Here is an 18,955-nt window from a genome sequence, read left to right as displayed (position 1 = left end):
GCTGCTCGCTCTTCAAGGCAGCACAGTAAGGAAAGCACCATCATGCAGAGTCTGTTCGTCACCATAGGGCTCCTCCATATCATCGCCCTGGCCAGCCCGGGCCCGGATTTCGCGCTGATCCTGCGCACCAGCTTGCACAGACCCACCGCCATTGGCGCCGCCATCGGCATTGCCATCGCCATTCTGTTGCATGCCACCTTCAGCCTGACCGGCATCAGCCTGCTGATCGCCAACCACCCCTGGCTGTTCATCCTGGTGCGGCTGGTCGGTGCCCTCTATCTCGGCTGGCTCGGTTGGGGGGCGCTCAGGGCGGCGTGGCAAGGGGGAGCGGCGGCCAGCTTGCAGGCAGGAGGCGAGCATGGCGGTCTGGTGCAGGGCATTCGCCGCGGGCTGGCAACTAACTTGCTCAACCCCAAGGCACTGCTGTTTTTCGTCGGCCTGCTGGCGGCCATGGTGACACCGCAAGTCAGTGGCCTGACCCGTGGCCTGCTGGTGATGGAACTCTTTCTGTTATCCCTCGCCTGGTTTGGACTGCTGGCCTGGAGCCTCTCCACCCCGCGCGCCCAGCGCCTGCTAGGCCGGGTACAGCGCCCGCTCAATCTCGTAACTGGTGTGCTGTTTGGCGCCGTAAGCCTCTCCATCCTGGGCGGCATGGCCGAGCAGCTTATCTAGACCTCTGGCGCGCCCTTTGGTGCCCAGTCCCAGCCTCTCCCTCCCGGGCGGCATGACCGGGCAGCTTATCTAGCAGAGAACCACCCACTGCCGAGCTCCCCGTCAGGGGAGCGCAGTCGGTCCTTGCCCCGCCTTTCGCAGCAGCCGCCCCAGCCGTGCCATCAACTCGGGGTGATCGGTGTGGGCGAGATTGAGTCGCATATAGCGGTGCCCCTCCTGGCCCCGGGTGAACAGCGAGCCCGGGGCCAGGGCGATGCCTTCGGCCAGAGCCGACTGGGCCAGGGTCTCGCTGTTCACCCCCTCCGGCAGCCGTACCCAGCGAAACAGACCACCCTCACCATTGAACTCCAGCCGGCAGCCCAGCCCTGTCAGCCAGTCGTCGACACGGCCCCCCGCATCACACAGTCGCTGCCGAATGCGGCGTAGCTGCCGGTCGTAGTGGCCGTCTCGCAGCAACCCGGTCAACATCCGCTCCCCTATCTCCATGGTCACCCCGCCGCAGACCTGCTTCAGTCCGGCCAGACTCGCCGCCAGAGCCGGACTCGCCGCAATAAAACCTATCCGCAAGTTGGCGCTGAGCAACTTGGAAAAACCCGACACATAGGTCACTCGACTGGCACCACCCAGGCTCGCCAGCCGGGCGACCCCCTCCCCGAGCAGATCCCCGTAGAGGTCATCCTCAATCAGGTGACAATCCCAGCGAGACAGCAGCTCCAGCAGGCTGAACCCCTGCGCGGTAGAGAGCGATTGACCGGTGGGGTTATGCAGCAGGCCCGAGGTCAGATAGAGCCGCGGCTGCTCCTCCCTGAGCCAATGTTCGAGTTGCACCAGATCAGGCCCCTGCGGGCCACGAGGCAGAGGCAGCACCCGGGCGCCATGCAGGCTCAAGATGCCATGGAAATTGAAATAGCAGGGATCATCGACCAAGACGGCCTCGCCGGGGCGCAGCAGCAAGCGCAGTAACAGATCGAGGGCCTGCATGGTGTTGGCCGTGGTGACCAGCTGGCTGCTGGTCAGCTGCATGCCATGGACGGCGAGTCGGTCGCGCAAGGTCTCACGCAAGGGTCGGTAACCGGCGGCATCACCATATTCTGCCAGTCTGAGGTTGGGCTGACGACTCACCTGGCGCAGCGCCTGGCGCAACCCGTCATCATCCAGCCAGTCGGCAGGCAAGAAGCCGCAGCCGGGCCGATCCGCCACATTTTCGCCAATCAGGGCACGGCGAGACACACTCAGAAAATCCTGCGGCAAGAGCTGACCCAGGCTGTCACCATCCGGCACAGGAGCATGCCGGGAGACAAAATAGCCGCGTCCCTGGCGGGCATGAACCAGCTGCTGGCCCTTGAGCCTGTCCAACGCATCGACCACGGTAAATTTACTTACCCCGAGCTGGCGCGTCAGGGCATGGATGGAGGGCAGTCTGGCCCCTTTTGGCAAGCTGCCATCCTGAATCAATTGACTGATATGGGCCGTAATTTGCAGCACCTTGGCTTCCCCTGGTTTGAATACCAGGTCGGGGATCATCATGACAGCGAGGCTCCTTGCTCAACTTTACTGGCCACTCTACCGGCAAAGTAATGCCAAATGAATACCTACCCTCCCTGCTTCCCTGCCTTTAACAAACATAGAGTGACCCTGGTATACGCCTTAGCCGCCAGCATGGCGCACCACTTCCCGCTGGAGTATCAAGCATGAACATTGTCATTCTGCATCGATTGCCCTATGGCAAGATCCGCTACGACCAGGCCATCGACCATGCCGAGCACAGGGTCGATTACCTCTGCCTGCCCGGCGGCCAGGCAGACCTTCCCCCCGGCAGTCATCACCATGAGGTCGCCAGCTTCGAGCCCGAGGAGCTGGCCCGGCAATGTGCCCCCCTGCTGCACCGGGCCGATCGGCTGATCGCCCGCTCCGAGTACGAGCTGCTGGCCGCAGCCGAGCTGCGCGAGCGCTTCGCCATTGCCGGTGACAGGCCGCTGGACATACTGCCCCTGCGCGACAAGTGGGCCATGCGGGTCCGCTGTAAGGCCGCGGGCATCCCCCAGCCCGCGTTCTGGTCCCTTGAGACATTTTCCCGCCTGCCGGACAGCCCCGGCAGCTTCGTGCTCAAACCCAGACTGGAAGCCTCCAGCACAGGGATAGTGATGGGGGATCGGCAGAGGCTGCTCGATGCAATCGGGCAACTTACCCGCCCGGATGACTACTTCGTGGAAGCCTTCATCCAGGGTGAGATCTGCCATATCGATGGCTTCTTGCGCGAGGGTGAACTTGTCCAGGCAATCACCAGCCGCTATGTGGGCAACTGCCTCGACTACGCCGGGGGCGCCCCCCTGGGCTCGGTTCAGATAACCCCCCAGCCGCAGATGGAAGCACTGCTGCGCCAGACCCTGGCCGCCCTGGGTCAGCGTCAGGGTTGCTTTCACTTCGAACTCATTGAAGACCACCAGGGTGGACTCTATTTCCTCGAGACCGCCTGCCGGGTCGGCGGGGCTGGGGTCGCCGACACCTTCGCCCTGAGAACGGGGCTCAACCTCTATCACATCGACCTGCAATACCAGCTCCATGGGAAGATCACCCAGCAGGCGGCCCCCCTGAGTGACACTCACTACGGCTGGTTCGTCTATCCGGCCCACCACAGGGGCGAGGCCCAGCGCATCCACTTCGACCACGGCCGCTGGGGCGCCCTGCTGCACAGCTGGCATCAGGCGAAACCGAACATGGCGCGCCCCGGCAGCATCAGCTACGCCACTGGCGCCACTCCCTTGTCCGGCATAGTGCAAGGCCGGGCAGAGACCCTGCCCCCGGCCCTCGGCGCCCTGTTGGAGCAGACCCGAGTGGAATACATATCGACCCCGCCTGCGCGGATGGAGGCATCAGCATGACCCCCTGTTTCGTCATCGTCGGTTACAACAATGTGCGCATCTATGATGTCGCCAAGCTCCGCCAGCTGGCTCACGACCGGTTCGATTGCCAGCTGGTGCTGGTGGTGGAACGGGCCAGCCAGCAAGACTGGCAGGCTGCCGATCTGGTAATCCAGACGGATCTCGGCCAGGCCCCCGCCCTGGCGCGGGTGTGCCAGGCCCTGGCCGAGGCGGCCATGACACCGGTCGGCATACTCCCCTTCTCCGATCGAGGCGTACCGCTCGGAGCCATGTTGGCCCAGCACTACCGGCTGCCCGGTGCCCGGCTGGAGGCGGCCCTTGCTGGTCTGGACAAGCGACGTTTCCGGGCCATGGAAGCCGAGGTGCCCGCCCCGGATCACTATCTGCCCCTGACGGCCCGGGCCATCGACAGCCTGGAGACCCTGATCGCCACCCGGGAGGAGTTCGGCGGCACCGGCTTCATCAAGCCGGTGGCCGAAGGCAACAGCCGGGGCTGCATGGCGGTTCATGGGCACACCGACTGCGCCGCCGTCTGGGCCGAGCTGGCCCCCTATCACACCAGCGGCATCATGATGGAGCCCCTCATCGAAGGGGCGCGGGAATTCAGCTGGGACTATGTGGCCGGTTGCCGCTGGCTGACCGAGAAACACACCACCCAGGGGGAGTACCGCGCCGAATACCAGCAGATAGTACCGGCCCGGCTCGCCCCGGAGCAGACCCGCTGGCTCAATCAGGCCGGGGGCTTCATGCGTCAACTGCTGGCAAAGGAGTGGGGGGCCTATCACAACGAGCTCTTCCTGCGCGAGCAGGGGGCCAGCGCGGTGGAGAGCAACATGCGGCCGGCGGGCATGCACATCTGGGATCTCGCCGCCCTCAGCTTCGAGGCGTTCGATCCCTGGCAGCGCTGGTTGCACTGGGCCCGCACGGGACAGACCCATACCGTCCTTCCCCGCCAGTTGGGCTATAGCGGGATCCGCATGTTGCGCCCCCGTCAGAGCGGGACCCTGCGCCGCCAGGCCGATATCCCGCGCCTCGCCCAGGCTCTGGGCATCCCACTGCACCAAGGCAGCTACAGCAAGACCCTGGGGGAGCGGGTCAGCACCAGGGTGACCGACAATGGCGGTTTCATGGGCCAGATAGTGTTGCACCACGCCGACTATCCGACCCTGCTGGCCCAACTCGATGCCCTGGCTGAGGCCATCGAGGCCGACACCCTGATCGCCTGCGACCAGCCAGTCGTCCACTGCTGAGGGATATGTCTATGCAAGCAATGCGCTTCTCCGTCTTTCTGGGTTCCCGCATGCTGTCCGGGCTCGGCGATCAGATCCTCCAGTTTGCCGTGCCCCTGCTGGTCTATCGCAGCACGGGTAGCGTCGCCCTGTCCGGGCTGGCCTTCTTCATCGAATGGCTGCCCCGCCTCATCTCTCTGCCTCTGGCCGGGGTGTTTGCCGACCGTGTCGGCGGGCGGCGCGTCTACATACTGGCCGACGGCCTGAGGGCGGCGGCCTGCGTCATCACCGCCCTCATCATGACCCTGTGGCCCGGCAGCGGCATGGCCCCCATCATGGTGATGATGGCGCTGTGTGCCTTTTGCTATGCCCAGGCCTTCATCGCCCTCGAGACCACCTTGCCCCAACTGGTGCCTCCGGCCGACATGGCCAAGGCCCAGAGCTGGCTGCAAGTCACCAACAACGGGGCCAGCGTGCTCGGCCCCGCCCTGGCCGCCGTTCTGCTCATCTGGCTGCCCGCCACCCAGCTGCTATGGGGATGCGCCCTGGGTTTCGCCCTGAGTGCCACCGGGGTATTGGGACTGACCCGGGGTGCCGCGCCCGCCGCCAACCCCCAGAGTCAACACAGGGCGCTGCTGCCCGAGCTGCGGGTCGGGCTCGACGCCTTGCTGGCCCAGCCCATACTGCTGCGGCTGGTCGGACTCGCCATGCTGGTCAACCTGATCGTCGGCCTGGCGCTCGCCACTGCCGCCCCCATGACGCTGGGACTGTTTGGTCAGAGCGATCAGACCCTGGCCAGCGTCCAGCTCACCATGGGGCTCATCTCCATCGGCGCCTTCCTGCTGATGCCCTGGTTGCTGCGCCGGGTCGCCGTCTACTGGATAGGGCAGCTCGCCTTCCTGCTGATCCTGGCCGGGGGCCTCATCATGGCCACGGCCCCGAGTTTTGGCTGGTATCTGCTGGGATGCGGCCTCAGCTACGGCCTGTGCGGTCTGTTCAATGTCTTTATTCGCACCGAGCGCCTGCACTGGATAGCGGAACAGCAGCGGGGGAGAGTGATCAGCCTGATGGTGCTGCTCAATCAGCTCAGCCTGCCTCTGGCCGGGCTCATCATCGCCCTGTTGGGAGACAGGGTGGCGGTGCAGGAGATCTTCCTGATGGCGAGCCTGGTCTGTGCCCTGGGCTACCTGCTGCTCTATCGATCCATCGCCGGGGCCGCCCGCACCCGGGCCCTGCCCGAACCGGCTCAACCGGCGGCGGGCAGCCGCAGGTAGAGATAGCCCTCCCCCGGGCTACCCCAGCGTTGATGGCCGCCTTCGTCGTAGGCGCGATCGAGCAGTCGCACCCGATCCGGGCCAATCCAGAGGTACTGCACCAGGGTGTGGGCGCCACCAAAATCGGTGTCGCAGCTGCCTATCTTGCTGTGGCCCTGGTAATCGCCGGAGGGTTGACGACTGAGCAGGATCTCGCAGCCGGCGCGCAAGGAGAGTTGGGAGGGAGCCAAAGAGTCGAGCAGGGGAGGGTTGTGCCAGGCACCGGCAAAATCCGTGGCGCGCGGCATGGTCAGCTCGGCCATCAGGATGCGGCCGCCTGGCCCCTCGCTGAAACGATAGATGCGCTGACGGAAGGGACGATCCGGCCGCTCGCTCAGGCTCTGCTCGGCGTAGACCCAGCGCACCCCGGCCATGCCCGGCCAGATCTCCATCAGCCGCAGCTTGGCACTGGCGAAACGGTCGTCATGGTTCGCTTGCTCGGCATTGGAAAAATCCCCGCTAAACCAGGAGAGCAGCGGCTCCATGGGGCCGCCTTCCCTTGTTTCACTGGCCACGGACGGGCCGGTCTGAGGGGTGATCAAGGGGGCCGACACTGGCGCCGCCCATACCAGACCGCCGTAAAGCAGCCCGAGCAGGAGTGCCATCCGCTGTGTCATCGAATCCGTCCGAGTCATCTTCATGGCGGCGATTATATGAGCTATCGATCGCAAAAACTGCAAGCCAGATCAAACCCTTAAGGATCCCGGGTCCGGGTGGCGTCCCCTCGGCCATCTCATCACCGCCAGATTGATGGTTCTCCCAGCAAGGTGGGTGTCCCGGATTGTTCCAGATTGTTCTCCCCCACTGACAACCCGACCCCCACGCCCTGTTCGCCGTCTACCCCTTCCACAAGGAGCAGTCCCGCAAGGTGCGGCTCTTTATCGAATTTATCGTCAAGGCGTTTCAGTTGAGGTGAGCCCGATAGACGGGAGTATGGGGTTTGTGCCTCTCGGGCGAAACGCCGATAACCCACCTCTATGCTGCGTGTAGGTTCGATTAGCGAAGCGTCATCGGATGATCGCCTAATCAGTCGATCCCCCTGACTACCGCCTGCCGTCCAGAGTGATCGCCCCTGCCCGTGTCGCCTGTGTATCAGCCAATAGCCGCCTGCCGAGATGGCGGATCAGCAGCAGCGGAGGTACCAAGGTGAGCAGCAGCCAGTGGGAGTGAGGCAGGATAAAGGTCCAGATGATCTCGTGAGGCTGCCAGGTCGAGGCGGTCGCCGTCATAAAGGCGGTGTCATAGGTCTGCCACAGCCAGAGCCCGGCAAAGAGTGGTGGCAGCAGCGGGCGGGGCATCAGCAGAAACAGGGGGCAGAAGACGCAGGCGAGCAAAACGCTGAACTCCAACATGGGCAGCGCCAGTTCGGTAAAGGTGTGCCCCTGAAAGTAGCCGCCCCAGTGCAGAGAATCATCCTCCATCAGCATCGGCCACCAGGAGGCGTACTGAAACAGAGTGAAGGAGAGCAAAAACAGCAGGCTGGTCAGCAGTGCCAACGCCGTTTTTCGCAAAAACCACAACCCCATCCGGCGCAGTGTCGGTATCCACTTAGACATCAATGACTCCCATCTGGTGACAGGGCAGTATGCCGTCGTTCGCCGCACCGTCAAAGCACTCCACCATTCCGGTTAATTGTCGGAACATTGAATCCCGTCACATCGACGGCAGTTTGAGTGGTTGCCCGGCAGCAAAGCCTCATGCGAACCTTCAAACCCTGTTAACCCACTAAAAATAAACACTATGTTCAGGCAAATAGTGATGAGTGCTGCCCTGCTGACTGGCAGCTCCAAGCTGAGTCAGGTCAGTGAAGAGGAGGGCAAGCAAGTGGTGATGGAGAGTAAGCTGGTCAAGTTACCAGATACCTTCACCTAAAACATCACGGCATAGCCTCACCAGCTATACCTCTGTCAGAAAGGTGGGTGTCCCAGATCCCCTGTTCTTCTCTCCAGCCCCCGAGCCAACCATCTATCACACATCACTAACCAGGCTACGGCTTGCTAGGAAAGGTGGGTGTCCTAGATTGCCCGCTGGGTCATTTTTCGCTCAAAAATGGTTGCCATTCGACACCACACAATGACATAATCATCCACTATATCGAGGGTGATTTATGAAATTTTTCATCGTATTAACAGCCATAGCACTACTATTCTACCTCCCCAAAACGTCACCTGCCCAAGAAAGCCTACAGCAAGCCAGGCAATTGGCGAATGCAGGTATAGATAAACAAGATGCCGGGCTCATAATAAAAGCCACAGATATATATAAGCATCATGCTGATGATGGTGATATGGAATCAAAGTACCTACTTGGCCTATTGTATCTCAACTGGTTTAACCCACTTAAGGATAAAGACATAGGCGTCTCATATCTTGTTGATGCAGCTAAGCAAGGGAACGCAGATGCGCAGTATACATTGGGAATTATTTATTCCGGTTCAGAAGAAGGTTCCAAATTTATATCTATACAAAGTAATCGCAGTGAAGCCAAAAAATGGTTTCTACTCGCAGCTAAACAAGGACACTCTTCGGCTCAGAATTATCTTGGGGCAATATATGAAAATGGTTATTCGAATGATAAAGATATCGTAAAATCTTTAATGTGGTACCGCCACTCAGCAGAAGGTGGCAACGTATACTCACAAGAGAGAATCGGTGCAGCTTATCTTGACGCAACATTGACCTTACAACGTAGTTTGCCTGAATCGAAAAAATGGTTTCTGCAAGCACAAGAAAAAGGTTCAATGGTAGCGCCAAAAGCATTGAAAACTATCTTCTGTATGGAGCAACTCTCTGTGAGTAAAGAGCTTGAACCAGACGCATATTCTCTCTGTAAACTGGCGAGTGAAAAAGAAGATTTATTTGAGTTATGGTTTGATATGCGCTGCCCAGGGATGCCATATCATACTGAAAAAGAGCAGGACACCTGCTTTGGTAAAAATACGGCTCCTGAGCCTGAAGTTTTATTCATCAAGGGACTTACTTATGCATTTGGCTATGGTAGGGAACGTGATTTGCATCAAGCCTACAGCCTACTATCACTTGCCGAAGGATATGGTAAAGGGAGTGATATGATCAATGATTACAAAAAGATAATTCAGCCATTAATCTCAACCAACAAGCCAGATTTAATAACAAGATGAACGCTATAACAAACTATTTTTCAATACTGGGAGGATGATATGACATCAATAAAAAACATCCTACTGATCGCCACAGCATTATTTATCCCATTTTCTTCGGTGAGTGATGAGTATCACGGGACACTAGGCAACATTAATATATCCATGTCATTCACCGCCACGGATGAACCTGCTGTTTACATGTATGATAAACACAGGACTCCTATTTTATTATATTTCGTATCAAAAGATGATAACAACACCATTAAGTACATTGAGGAAAATAATGGGATATCTGTGGCCGAGCTTTATTTAATTCAGAAAAATGGCGCCATTGATGGTTACTGGAAAAATATAAAAACTGGCAGACACCACCCTATCTCATTAATCTTTATTGATGATCCTAGGGGAAATATACAATCGACCTCATTTGACGATACCTATGTCAGAATTCGCTGTGATGATACAGGAAAAAAGACCCATATTATCAACAAGCAGACAGATAAAACAGAATTTATTCTAACATCAGATGGCATATGCAACGATGATGAACTAGAGATAGATGACTATAACTTCGATGGTTATCCAGACTTTTCGGTTTTCGAAAGCTACTATGCTGGGCCAAATACATCCCGGACATATTACTTATACGATCCGAAAACTAAGCGCTATGCCGAGACGGATCAACTGTCACTGACCTCTCTCGATTTCGATAGAAAGACTAAAACGGTTACATCAACTAACCAATGCTGCGCAGGTGCTCAGATTCTTATTGATAACTACAAGTGGGTTGGTAATAAGTTGAAATTAGTTGATGGCGTATGTCTAGTACGCGATGACAGTGGTGAACAAATTGAAAAAACTAGAGAGTCTTGTAACTGACAATTAATTGGAGCGTTCATAACGACTATCACTAAGTGACTAACGTTAAGCTGCTATTTTAACAGCCCGGATCAATAACGATCCGGGCTCTTTGATGAAAAGAAGCTAGAGCGCTTCCAACCTGGCATACGCCGTCACCAGCCACTTGGCGCCGACCTCGTCGAACTGGATCTGCACCCGACTCTGCTGGCCGACCCCTTCGAAGTTGAGCACTATGCCTTCGCCAAATTTCGGATGGAGCACTCGCTGGCCGAGCTTGATGCCGCTGGCGTCGAAGCTCTGCTGCACCTCGTTCTGGCTGAAGCGGCCGTACTGGGTGGGGCGGCTGACCTGGGTGCGCAGCCGGATCTCTTCCAGACACTCGGCGGGCATCTCGCGGATAAAGCGGCTCGGCTTGTGGAACATCTCGCGGCCATAGATGCGGCGGCTCTCCGCATAACAGATGTAGAGCTTCTCCATGGCGCGGGTCATGCCCACGTAACAGAGGCGCCGCTCCTCCTCCAACCGGCCCGACTCCTCGGTGGATTGCTGGCTGGGGAACATGCCCTCCTCCACACCAACCAGCAGCACCAGCGGATATTCGAGGCCCTTGGCGCTGTGCAAGGTCATCAGTTGCACCGCGTCACTGTATTCGTCCGCCTGATTCTCGCCGGATTCCAGCGCCGCATGGGCGAGGAAGGCGGAGAGATCGCTCATATCCTCCAGCTCGTCCGGGCGATTGTACTGACGGCAGGCGGTCACCAGCTCGTCCAGGTTCTCCACCCGTGCCTGGGATTTCTCGCCTTTTTCCGCCAGATACATGGCCTTGAGGCCGGAGTGCTGGATGGCGATGTCCGCCTGCTGATGCAGGGGCAGCAGGGAGACCTGTTCCTCCAGCGCATCCACCAGCTCGACGAAACCGCGCACCGCGTTGCCGGCGCGACCGGTCAGCACCTTCTCATCGAGCAGGGTGCGGGCCGATTGCCAGAGGTTGAGGCCACGATCCCGGGCGTTGTTGCGCAATATCTCCAGGGTGCGCTCGCCGATGCCCCGGGTCGGGGTGTTGACGACCCGCTCGAAGCTGGCGTCGTCGCCCCTGTTGTTGATGAGGCGCAGGTAAGCCATGGCGTCCTTGATCTCCTGACGCTCGAAGAAGCGCAGGCCGCCATAGATGCGGTACGGCATGGCGTCCTGCATCAGCGCCTCTTCCAGCACCCGGGACTGGGCGTTGGAGCGATAGAGGATGGCGCAATCGGCGAGCAGGCCGCCCTTCTCCTTCCAGTCCTTGAGGCGACCCACCACGAAGCGGGCCTCGTCCACCTCGTTGAAGGCGGCGTAGAGAGAGATAGGATCCCCATCAGCCCCCTCGGTCCACAACTCCTTGCCGAGCCTGTCTGAGTTGTTGGCGATGACGCTGTTGGCGGCTTTCAGGATATTGGCGGTGGAGCGGTAGTTCTGCTCGAGGCGTATGGTCTCGGCGCCCTGATAGTCGGTCAGGAAGCGCTGGATGTTCTCTATCTTGGCGCCGCGCCAGCCGTAGATGGACTGATCGTCGTCACCCACTATCATCACCCGGCCGGACTCGCCTGCCAGCATGCGCAGCCAGGCGTACTGGATGCCGTTGGTATCCTGGAATTCGTCCACCAGTATGTTCTGGAAGCGATCCCGGTAGTGCTCCAGCACATGGGGCCGGTTGAGCCACAGCTCGTGGGCGCGCAGCAGCAGTTCGGCAAAATCCACCAGCCCGGAGCGATCGCAGGTCTCCTGATAGGTCTTGTAGATCTGCTGATAGGTGCGGGTGACGGGGTCGCCGTAGAGGTCGATGTCACCGGGGCGCAACCCCTCATCCTTCTTGCCGTTGATGTAGCCCATCACGGCGCGGGGGGCCCAGTGCTTCTCGTCGAGGTTGAGCGCCTTGAGCACCCGGCGGATGAGGCGGTACTGGTCGTCCGAGTCGAGGATCTGGAAGTCCTGGGGCAGGCCCGCATCCAGATGATGGGCCCGCAGCAAGCGGTGGGCGATGCCGTGGAAGGTGCCTATCCACATGCCGCGCACCCCGTCCCCTATCACCTTCTCGACCCGGCCGCGCATCTCGGCCGCCGCCTTGTTGGTAAAGGTCACCGCGATGATGGAGAAGGGTGAGCAACGCTCCACCTGCATCAGCCAGGCGATACGGTGCACCAGCACCCGGGTCTTGCCCGAGCCGGCACCGGCCAGCACCAGCAGATTGCTACGGGGCGCCGCAACGGCATCTCTTTGCTTGTCGTTGAGCCCGTCGAGCAGGGTCGAAACGTCCATCACCACTCCTGTTTATTTATACAGGCAGGGATTATACGGCTTGTGTGGGCTCAGGCCAAATCGGCGTGCATGTCCAAAGAGAAGATCCGCTGACATGCCCCCATCGGCCCCACAGGCGTAACCCCTCACGGGATCCCCTTGGCCGTCGCCATCCTCTTCCATCTGCATGCCGGCTCCCATGCACCACGGATCTCAACCGATGAGCCTCCCTGATCAAAACGCCGGAAATGGGTCAAATAGGAATCAATAGAAACCTGCTATCGAGCCAACGGGGGAAAACGCTTGCGCACAACCCTATGATTTGTAATCAAAATGTCATTTGAGGCTGGATAAATTCAGCACAAAAAACCATAAAAAGGCTTATAAACAACAACTTATAAAGCAGTTCTCTTATGTTTCAAATCGTTAGCGCAAACGTTTTTCTGTTACGCACGCCTTGACCCCCATGCCCACTCACTTACAGTTAGCCTGCGTGCACTGGCGCCTGCACCGGCAGGCCATGGACCCTCAATAACAATCAAGGATAAGATCGTGACTAAGGTACTCAAACTGGCCAGCGTGGCCGCCTTCACCCTGGCCGCTCTCTCAGCCCAGGCAGCTTCCCAACCCGCCGTCATCTATGACACCGCAGGCAAATTCGACAAGTCGTTCAACGAAGCCGTGTTCCGCAACGGCGTCGAAGTCTACAACAAGGACAAGGGCGTCAAGGTCAAGGAGTTCGAACCCCAGAATGAGGCCCAGCGCGAGCAGGGTCTGCGCCGTCTGGCCAGCCGTGGCAACAGCCCGATCGTCGCCGTTGGTTTCAACATGGGCTCGGCGGTCGAGAAAGTCGCCACCGAGTTCCCCAACGTGCAGTTCACCATCATCGACATGGTGGTCGACAAGCCGAACGTGCAATCCATCGTCTTCAAGGAGCATGAAGGCTCCTTCCTGGTCGGCGCCCTGGCAGCCATGGCCTCCAAGACCGGCAAGGTCGGCTTCGTGGGCGGCATGGACATCCCGCTGATCCGCAAGTTCGAGTGCGGTTATGAGCAGGGTGCCAAATACGTCAATCCGAAGGTCGAGGTGTTCCAGAACATGACCGGCTCCACCCCGGCGGCCTTTGCCGATCCGGCCAAGGGTGCCGAGCTCGCCAAGTCCCAGTTCGCCAAAGGCGCCGATGTGGTCTATGCCGCCGCCGGTGGCACCGGGATCGGCGTCTATCAGGCCGCCAAGGACGAAGGCAAGCTGGCCATCGGCGTGGATTCCAACCAGAACCACCTGCAGCCGGGCACCATGCTGACCTCCATGGTCAAGTCGGTCGGTCTGGCCGCCTACAAGACCTGGGAAGATGGCGCCAAGGGCAGCTGGCAGCCGGGCATTCAGTCCCTGGGGCTGGCCGAAGGCGGCGTGGATTGGGCGCTGGATAAAGACAACGAGGCGTTGATCACCCCCGAGATGAAAGCCAAGGCGGATGCCATCAAGGCCGACATCATCGCCGGCAAGGTCAAGGTGCATGACTACATGAGCGACAGCACCTGTAACTACTGATCGTTCCTTAGCTACTCGACACCCCACCACCGGCCCGTTCGCGGGCCGGTTTTTCAGTCTCTCCTTCACCCTGGCACAGGCTGGCTATGGATAGCCGCACCGCCGGGCGCGGGCGCAGACTCTTCATGATTAGCAAGGACTGCATCATGGACCAGACAGATCGCTACGCCATCGAATTGCGCGGTATCGACAAGCGGTTTGGCGAGGTTTACGCCAACAAGCAGATCGACCTGCAGGTTCAAAAAGGCAGCATTCATGGCATCGTCGGCGAAAATGGCGCCGGTAAATCGACGCTCATGAGCATCATCTACGGTTTTTATCATGCCGATCGCGGCGACATGCTGGTCGACGGCTCCCCTTTCCGCCCCCATGGCTCCCAAGACGCCATCGCGGCCGGTATCGGCATGGTGCATCAGCACTTCATGCTGGTGAACAACTTCACGGTATTGGAAAACGTCATCCTCGGCGCCGAGAACGGCTGGCACCTGGGCAAGAGCCTGGCGGCGGCCGAGAAGCTGCTCGGTGAGCTGGCCCGGGACTATGGCCTGGAAGTGCCCCTGCACGAGAAGGTTGAAGATTTGCCGGTCGGCCTGCAACAGCGGGTCGAGATCCTCAAGGCGCTCTATCGCGGCGCCCGCATCCTGATCCTCGACGAACCGACCGGAGTGCTGACCCCGCAAGAGGCGGATCACCTGTTCGAGGTGCTGAAAAAGCTGCGGGATCAGGGCACCACCATCATGCTCATCACCCACAAGCTGCGGGAGATCCTGGCCATTACCGACAGCGTCTCCATCATGCGCAGGGGCGAGATGGTCGCCCATGTTGCGACCAGGGACACCGACAAGGAGCAGCTCGCCGAGCTGATGGTGGGCCGCAAGGTGCGGCTCAAGGTCGACAAGGGCCCGGCCCAGCCCGGCGCACCCAAGCTGCGCGTCGACAACCTCAGCTATCGCGATGAGGCCGGGGTCGAACGGCTCAAATCGGTCAGCTTCGCGGTGCGGGCCGGGGAAGTGGTCGGCGTGGCGGGCGTCTCGGGCAATGGCCAGTCCGAGCTGCTCAGCCTGCTCGGCGGCATCCTCAAACCCAGCCAGGGCAGCTTCACTCTGGATGGCAAGGGCCAGGTCCATCACATCGACAGCCAGCACCCGGCAAGCCCGGAGCAGGTACGCGACTATGGCCTGGGCCATGTGCCGGAAGACAGACACAAGATGGGCCTCATCAACCGCTTCGACGCCCAGGAGGCCTTCATCCTCGGTTATCACCAGCGTCCCCTCTACAACAGGGGCTGGCTGCAGAACAAGGGCGCCATCCGTCAGGACTGTCAGGCCAAGATGGACAAGTGGGACGTGCGCCCGCCGAGCCCGGATCACAAGACCGCCAACTTCTCCGGCGGCAACCAGCAGAAGCTGGTGATAGCCCGGGAGGTGGAACAGGATCCGGACGTGCTGCTGATTGGCCAGCCCACCCGGGGCGTGGACATTGGCGCCATCGAGTACATCCACCAGCAGATCATCGCCATGCGCGATCAGGGCAAGGCGGTGCTGCTGGTGTCGGTGGAGCTGGACGAGATCCTCTCCCTCTCGGATCGCATCCTGGTGATCAGCGATGGTCGTCTGGTCGGCGAGCTGGATGCCGCTACGGCGGACGAGCGCACCATAGGGTTGATGATGGCGAATATCGTTCCCGATGAGGTGGCGGCAAGCCAACCCCAGGGAGCCACACCATGAGACCCGCATTCGCCCCCACAGCGGTGGCGCTGATGATGACAACCATCACTGCCCACGACGAGATCCCCGGCAAGGAGAGCCAATCATGAGTCAACAACGCGTTCCGGCCTGGGTATCGGTCGGCGTCCTCTCGGTCATGAACATAGGGCTGGCCTTCCTGGTCTCCGCCATCCTGTTCTATTACCTGGACATCAAGCCCCTCGAGGCCGCCCAGATCATGTGGTACGGCGCCTTTGGCACCGGCGAGGGAATAGGTTTCACCCTCTATTACGCCACCGGCTTCATCTTCACCGGTCTGGCGGTGGCGGTGGCCTTCCACGCCGGGCTGTTCAACATCGGCGGTGAGGGGCAGGCCTATATCGGCGGCCTGGGGGTCGGGCTGGTCTGCCTGCTGCTCGGCGACCTCTTGCCACCTATCTTGCTGGTGCCGCTGGCCATCATCGCCGGTGGCCTGTTTGGCGCAGCCTGGGCCTTCATCCCGGCCTGGCTGCAAGCCAAGCGGGGCAGTCACATCGTCATCACCACCATCATGTTCAACTTCATCGCCGCCTCCCTGATGGCTTACCTGCTGGTCGATGTCTTCAAACCGGCGGGCTCCATGGCCACCGAGAGCAAGGTGTTCGCCATCAACAGCTGGCTGCCGAAGATGAGCGAGCTGGCGGCCGGCATGGGGATTGAGATGTCCACCAGCCCCCTCAACATCAGCTTCTTCTGGGCGCTGATCTGCGCGGCCCTGGTATGGGTCTTTATCTGGCATAGCCGCTGGGGTTACGAGATCCGCGCGGTGGGCGCCAGCGCCTCGGCCTCCGCCTATGCGGGCATCTCCTATCCCAAGGTGGTGATCCTGGCCATGGTGATCTCCGGCATGCTGGCGGGCTTCTTCGCCCTCAACGTGCTGCAGGGGGAACTGCACCAGATCAAGCTCAACTTCGTGGAAGGCTTCGGCTTCACCGGCATCGCGGTGGCCTTGATGGGCCGCAACCATCCGGTCGGCGTCATTATCGCCAGTCTGCTGTTCGGCTTCCTCTATCAGGGGGGCGCCGAGCTCAGCTTCGAGTTCGGGGTGGATCGCAACATAGTTGTGGTGCTGCAAGGCTTGGTGATCCTGTTCTGCGGCGCCCTGGAGCACATGCTGCGCCCGCGCATCGAGCAGGCCTATCTGGCCATTGCCAACCGCTCCACCGCGCAAGTCAAGGGAGTCTGACCATGTTTGAAACACTGATCCTGATGCTGGATGCCACCATACGTACAGCGCCACCCTTGATCCTGGCGGCCATGAATGACAGACATGTTTTGCGAGTCGAAGGGAGTCCACATCATGTTTGAGACACTGATATTGATGCTGGACGCCACCATCCGCACCGCGCCGCCGCTGATCCTGGCGGCCATGGCGGGGATGTTTTGCGAGCGCGCCGGTGTGGTCAATATTGCCCTGGAGGGCAAGCTGCTGGCTGCCGCCTTCGCCAGCGGCGCGGCGGCCGCTGTCTCAGGCTCCGCCTGGATAGGCCTGGGCGCCGGGGCTGGCGTCGCCATCCTGTTTGCCCTGCTGCACGGCTTCGCCACCATCACCCATCGCGGCGATCAGGTGGTGAGCGGCATGGCCATCAACATATTGGCAGCCGGTCTGACCGTCACCCTCGGCCGTTACTGGTTCGATCAGGGCGGCCAGACCCCGGCGCTGTCCGGCGCGGCCCGCTTCGCCCCCATCGACCTGCCCTACGCCAAGGAGCTCTATGACGTGCCCGTCATCGGCCAGCTCTACAGCGAGCTGCTGAGCGGCCACTCCCTGCTGGAGTACGTGGCCTTTGCCTGCGTGCCCCTGGCCTGGTGGGTGCTGTTCCGTACCCGCTTCGGCCTGCGGCTGCGGGCGGTGGGCGAGGCCCCGGCCGCCGTGGATACCGCTGGTATCTCAGTGGTGAAGATGCGTTACACGGCGCTCATCATCGGCGGCCTGTTGGCGGGTATTGGCGGCACCTACCTGGCGGTGGCCCAGACCGCCCAGTTCATCCCCAACATGAGCGCGGGCAAGGGCTTCATGGCGCTGGCCGCCCTAGTGTTCGGCAAGTGGCGTCCCTGGAGTGCCATGGCGGCCTGTCTGCTGTTTGGCTTCCTCGACGCGGTCGCCATCCGGTTGCAGGGGGTCAGTATCGGTGACTTCCCGATCCCGGTGCAGGCCATAGAGGCGCTGCCCTATGTGCTGACCGTGTTCCTGCTGGCCGGCTTCATCGGCAAGGCAGTGGCCCCCAAGGCGCTCGGCACCCCCTATGTGAAGGAGCGAGAATAGCCGCGCACATCCCACACAACCGACACAAGAAAGGGCCCATCAGGGCCCTTTCTTGTGGGAGCAACTCAGCCGATGGGCGGGGCCAGGGAAGGCTGGCCGGGCTGGCCGAGTCGCTCGGCCAGATAGTCCACCAACAGTCGCACCTTGGGGGAGAGGTGACGATTCTGCGGGTAGAGGGCCCAGATCCCCTCTTCAGGGGCCCGCATCTCGGGCAGCAACTCGATGAGGCGGCCGGCGGCCAGGTGATCGCTGACGTAGTAATCGGGCAATTGCACTATGCCTATCCCCTTGAGGGCCGCATCCATCAGGGCATGGCCGCTGTTGCACTTGAGCAGGCCGCGCACCCGCACGCTGTACGGGCGGCCATCCAGGGTGAAGTGCCACTCGTCACCGTTGCCGAGCAGGCAGGTGTGGCGGCTCAATTCCGAGAGGCTGTTGGGCATGCCCCGACTCGCCGTGTAGCCCGGAGAGGCACACACATAGGGCACCCGCCCTGCCAGACGGCGCGCCACCAGGCTCGAATCCTTGAGGTGACCGAGCCGGATCGCCAGATCGTAACCATCGTGCACCAGATCCAGCAGCTGATTGGTGAGGTTGAGGGTCACCTCCAGGGCCGGGTAGCGCACCATGAAGTCGTTGACCAGGGGGGCGATGCGGCTCTCGCCATAGGAGACGGGGGCCGTGATGCGCAGCAACCCCTGGGGCTGGGCCTGATGCCGTCCCAGGGCCAGCTCGGCTTCGTAGAGGTTGTCGAGCAGCTGACGGCAGTGGCGGTAATAGATCTCGCCAAGCTCGGTGAGCCGCACCTGACGAGTGGTGCGCAGCAGCAACTTGGCCTGCAGCCTGTCTTCGAGCTGCGCCACCTGACGGCTGACCTGGGCCACCGACACCCCCAGCTCTCTGGCCGCCGGGGTAAAGCCCCCCTGCTCCGCCACGCTGACAAATTCACAGACCCCTTCCCAACCGAACATTATTACCTATGTGTAAAAGTGATTTGATATTTGACCCCATTATCACCAAATCAGCGGGAAACTACACTGA

Annotated in this window: 15 protein-coding genes and 1 pseudogene; 11 read left to right on the top strand and 5 right to left on the bottom strand. The window is 60.5% G+C overall.

What is annotated here, in order from left to right:
- Positions 1 to 39: 39 nt before the first annotated feature.
- Positions 40 to 672: a LysE family translocator gene (locus KYK33_RS00715; RefSeq protein ID WP_224432916.1), complete on the top strand. Its 633-nt coding sequence runs from the start codon at positions 40 to 42 to the stop codon at positions 670 to 672.
- 102 nt (positions 673 to 774) lie between these two features.
- Here KYK33_RS00715 and KYK33_RS00710 read toward each other — a convergent pair whose 3' ends face one another.
- Positions 775 to 2,199 carry an aminotransferase-like domain-containing protein gene (locus KYK33_RS00710; RefSeq protein WP_224431727.1) on the bottom strand — a complete coding sequence of 475 codons (1,425 nt, stop codon included), beginning with the start codon at positions 2,197 to 2,199 and terminating at the stop codon, positions 775 to 777.
- A gap of 164 nt (positions 2,200 to 2,363) precedes the next feature.
- Between KYK33_RS00710 and KYK33_RS00705 the strand changes: the two genes are divergently transcribed.
- Genes KYK33_RS00705 through KYK33_RS00695 form a run of 3 tightly spaced genes read left to right on the top strand, consistent with a single transcriptional unit; the run spans position 2,364 to position 6,057 of the window.
- Positions 2,364 to 3,554: an ATP-grasp domain-containing protein gene (locus tag KYK33_RS00705; RefSeq protein ID WP_224431726.1), complete on the top strand. Its 1,191-nt coding sequence runs from the start codon at positions 2,364 to 2,366 to the stop codon at positions 3,552 to 3,554.
- Complete coding sequence (locus tag KYK33_RS00700) at positions 3,551 to 4,804, top strand: ATP-grasp domain-containing protein (RefSeq protein ID WP_224431725.1); 1,254 nt, start codon at positions 3,551 to 3,553, stop codon at positions 4,802 to 4,804. The genes KYK33_RS00705 and KYK33_RS00700 overlap by 4 nt, the downstream gene beginning before the upstream one ends.
- Before the next feature lie 11 nt (positions 4,805 to 4,815).
- Positions 4,816 to 6,057 (top strand): MFS transporter, encoded by a 1,242-nt coding sequence (locus tag KYK33_RS00695; RefSeq protein ID WP_224431724.1) that lies wholly within the window; start codon positions 4,816 to 4,818, stop codon positions 6,055 to 6,057.
- On the opposite strand, the gene KYK33_RS00690 is transcribed toward KYK33_RS00695, so the two are convergent.
- Positions 6,030 to 6,737, bottom strand: a complete 708-nt coding sequence (locus tag KYK33_RS00690) for a chromophore lyase CpcT/CpeT (RefSeq protein WP_396021373.1) — start codon at positions 6,735 to 6,737, stop codon at positions 6,030 to 6,032. The genes KYK33_RS00695 and KYK33_RS00690 overlap by 28 nt on opposite strands.
- A gap of 167 nt (positions 6,738 to 6,904) precedes the next feature.
- Between KYK33_RS00690 and KYK33_RS20225 the strand changes: the two are divergent.
- Positions 6,905 to 7,012, top strand: a pseudogene (locus KYK33_RS20225) (LysR family transcriptional regulator); the annotation flags it as partial.
- Positions 7,013 to 7,139: 127 nt separating this feature from the next.
- Here the strand turns inward: KYK33_RS20225 and KYK33_RS00685 are convergent.
- Positions 7,140 to 7,652, bottom strand: coding sequence for a hypothetical protein (locus KYK33_RS00685; RefSeq protein ID WP_224431722.1), 513 nt, complete (start codon positions 7,650 to 7,652; stop codon positions 7,140 to 7,142).
- A gap of 551 nt (positions 7,653 to 8,203) precedes the next feature.
- Between KYK33_RS00685 and KYK33_RS00680 the strand changes: the two genes are divergently transcribed.
- Positions 8,204 to 9,235 carry a tetratricopeptide repeat protein gene (locus tag KYK33_RS00680; RefSeq protein WP_224431721.1) on the top strand — a complete coding sequence of 344 codons (1,032 nt, stop codon included), beginning with the start codon at positions 8,204 to 8,206 and terminating at the stop codon, positions 9,233 to 9,235.
- Between the two features lie 39 nt (positions 9,236 to 9,274).
- Positions 9,275 to 10,096: an XAC2610-related protein gene (locus KYK33_RS00675; protein ID WP_224431720.1), complete on the top strand. Its 822-nt coding sequence runs from the start codon at positions 9,275 to 9,277 to the stop codon at positions 10,094 to 10,096.
- 105 nt (positions 10,097 to 10,201) lie between these two features.
- Here the strand turns inward: KYK33_RS00675 and uvrD are convergent, their stop codons facing one another.
- Complete coding sequence (gene uvrD, locus KYK33_RS00670) at positions 10,202 to 12,373, bottom strand: DNA helicase II (protein ID WP_224431719.1); 2,172 nt, start codon at positions 12,371 to 12,373, stop codon at positions 10,202 to 10,204.
- A gap of 531 nt (positions 12,374 to 12,904) precedes the next feature.
- On the opposite strand from uvrD, the gene KYK33_RS00665 reads away from it, so the two are divergent.
- The 4 genes from KYK33_RS00665 (at position 12,905) to KYK33_RS00650 (ending at position 17,914) form a co-directional block, all read left to right on the top strand.
- Positions 12,905 to 13,903 (top strand): BMP family lipoprotein, encoded by a 999-nt coding sequence (locus tag KYK33_RS00665; RefSeq protein WP_042039880.1) that lies wholly within the window; start codon positions 12,905 to 12,907, stop codon positions 13,901 to 13,903.
- Between the two features lie 146 nt (positions 13,904 to 14,049).
- Positions 14,050 to 15,630 carry an ABC transporter ATP-binding protein gene (locus tag KYK33_RS00660; protein WP_224431718.1) on the top strand — a complete coding sequence of 527 codons (1,581 nt, stop codon included), beginning with the start codon at positions 14,050 to 14,052 and terminating at the stop codon, positions 15,628 to 15,630.
- An 85-nt stretch (positions 15,631 to 15,715) separates the two neighbouring features.
- Positions 15,716 to 16,834, top strand: a complete 1,119-nt coding sequence (locus tag KYK33_RS00655; protein ID WP_224431717.1) for an ABC transporter permease — start codon at positions 15,716 to 15,718, stop codon at positions 16,832 to 16,834.
- A 114-nt stretch (positions 16,835 to 16,948) separates the two neighbouring features.
- On the top strand, positions 16,949 to 17,914 hold the full coding sequence (locus tag KYK33_RS00650) for an ABC transporter permease (protein ID WP_042039878.1): 966 nt from the start codon (positions 16,949 to 16,951) through the stop codon (positions 17,912 to 17,914).
- A gap of 65 nt (positions 17,915 to 17,979) precedes the next feature.
- Here KYK33_RS00650 and KYK33_RS00645 read toward each other — a convergent pair whose 3' ends face one another.
- Entirely contained in the window at positions 17,980 to 18,885 is a 906-nt protein-coding gene (locus KYK33_RS00645) for a LysR substrate-binding domain-containing protein (protein ID WP_224431716.1), read from the bottom strand.
- Between the last annotated feature and the right edge of the window lie 70 nt (positions 18,886 to 18,955).

Origin of the sequence: Aeromonas rivuli, assembly GCF_020149575.1 — a bacterium.
Taxonomy (GTDB): domain Bacteria; phylum Pseudomonadota; class Gammaproteobacteria; order Enterobacterales; family Aeromonadaceae; genus Aeromonas; species Aeromonas rivuli.
This window is presented reverse-complemented; position numbering and strand designations above follow the sequence as displayed.

Excerpts from the sequence above, each read along its gene's own strand:
- KYK33_RS00695 (WP_224431724.1), top strand. The coding sequence starts at position 4,816 with ATGCAAGCAATGCGCTTCTCCGTCTTTCTGGGTTCCCGCATGCTGTCC.
- KYK33_RS00710 (WP_224431727.1), bottom strand. The coding sequence starts at position 2,199 with ATGATGATCCCCGACCTGGTATTCAAACCAGGGGAAGCCAAGGTGCTG.
- KYK33_RS00655 (WP_224431717.1), top strand. The coding sequence starts at position 15,716 with ATGAGTCAACAACGCGTTCCGGCCTGGGTATCGGTCGGCGTCCTCTCG.
- KYK33_RS00645 (WP_224431716.1), bottom strand. The coding sequence starts at position 18,885 with ATGTTCGGTTGGGAAGGGGTCTGTGAATTTGTCAGCGTGGCGGAGCAG.
- KYK33_RS00700 (WP_224431725.1), top strand. The coding sequence starts at position 3,551 with ATGACCCCCTGTTTCGTCATCGTCGGTTACAACAATGTGCGCATCTAT.
- KYK33_RS00680 (WP_224431721.1), top strand. The coding sequence starts at position 8,204 with ATGAAATTTTTCATCGTATTAACAGCCATAGCACTACTATTCTACCTC.
- KYK33_RS00705 (WP_224431726.1), top strand. The coding sequence starts at position 2,364 with ATGAACATTGTCATTCTGCATCGATTGCCCTATGGCAAGATCCGCTAC.
- KYK33_RS00690 (WP_396021373.1), bottom strand. The coding sequence starts at position 6,737 with ATGAAGATGACTCGGACGGATTCGATGACACAGCGGATGGCACTCCTG.
- KYK33_RS00685 (WP_224431722.1), bottom strand. The coding sequence starts at position 7,652 with ATGTCTAAGTGGATACCGACACTGCGCCGGATGGGGTTGTGGTTTTTG.
- KYK33_RS00660 (WP_224431718.1), top strand. The coding sequence starts at position 14,050 with ATGGACCAGACAGATCGCTACGCCATCGAATTGCGCGGTATCGACAAG.
- KYK33_RS00650 (WP_042039878.1), top strand. The coding sequence starts at position 16,949 with ATGTTTGAGACACTGATATTGATGCTGGACGCCACCATCCGCACCGCG.
- KYK33_RS00675 (WP_224431720.1), top strand. The coding sequence starts at position 9,275 with ATGACATCAATAAAAAACATCCTACTGATCGCCACAGCATTATTTATC.
- uvrD (WP_224431719.1), bottom strand. The coding sequence starts at position 12,373 with ATGGACGTTTCGACCCTGCTCGACGGGCTCAACGACAAGCAAAGAGAT.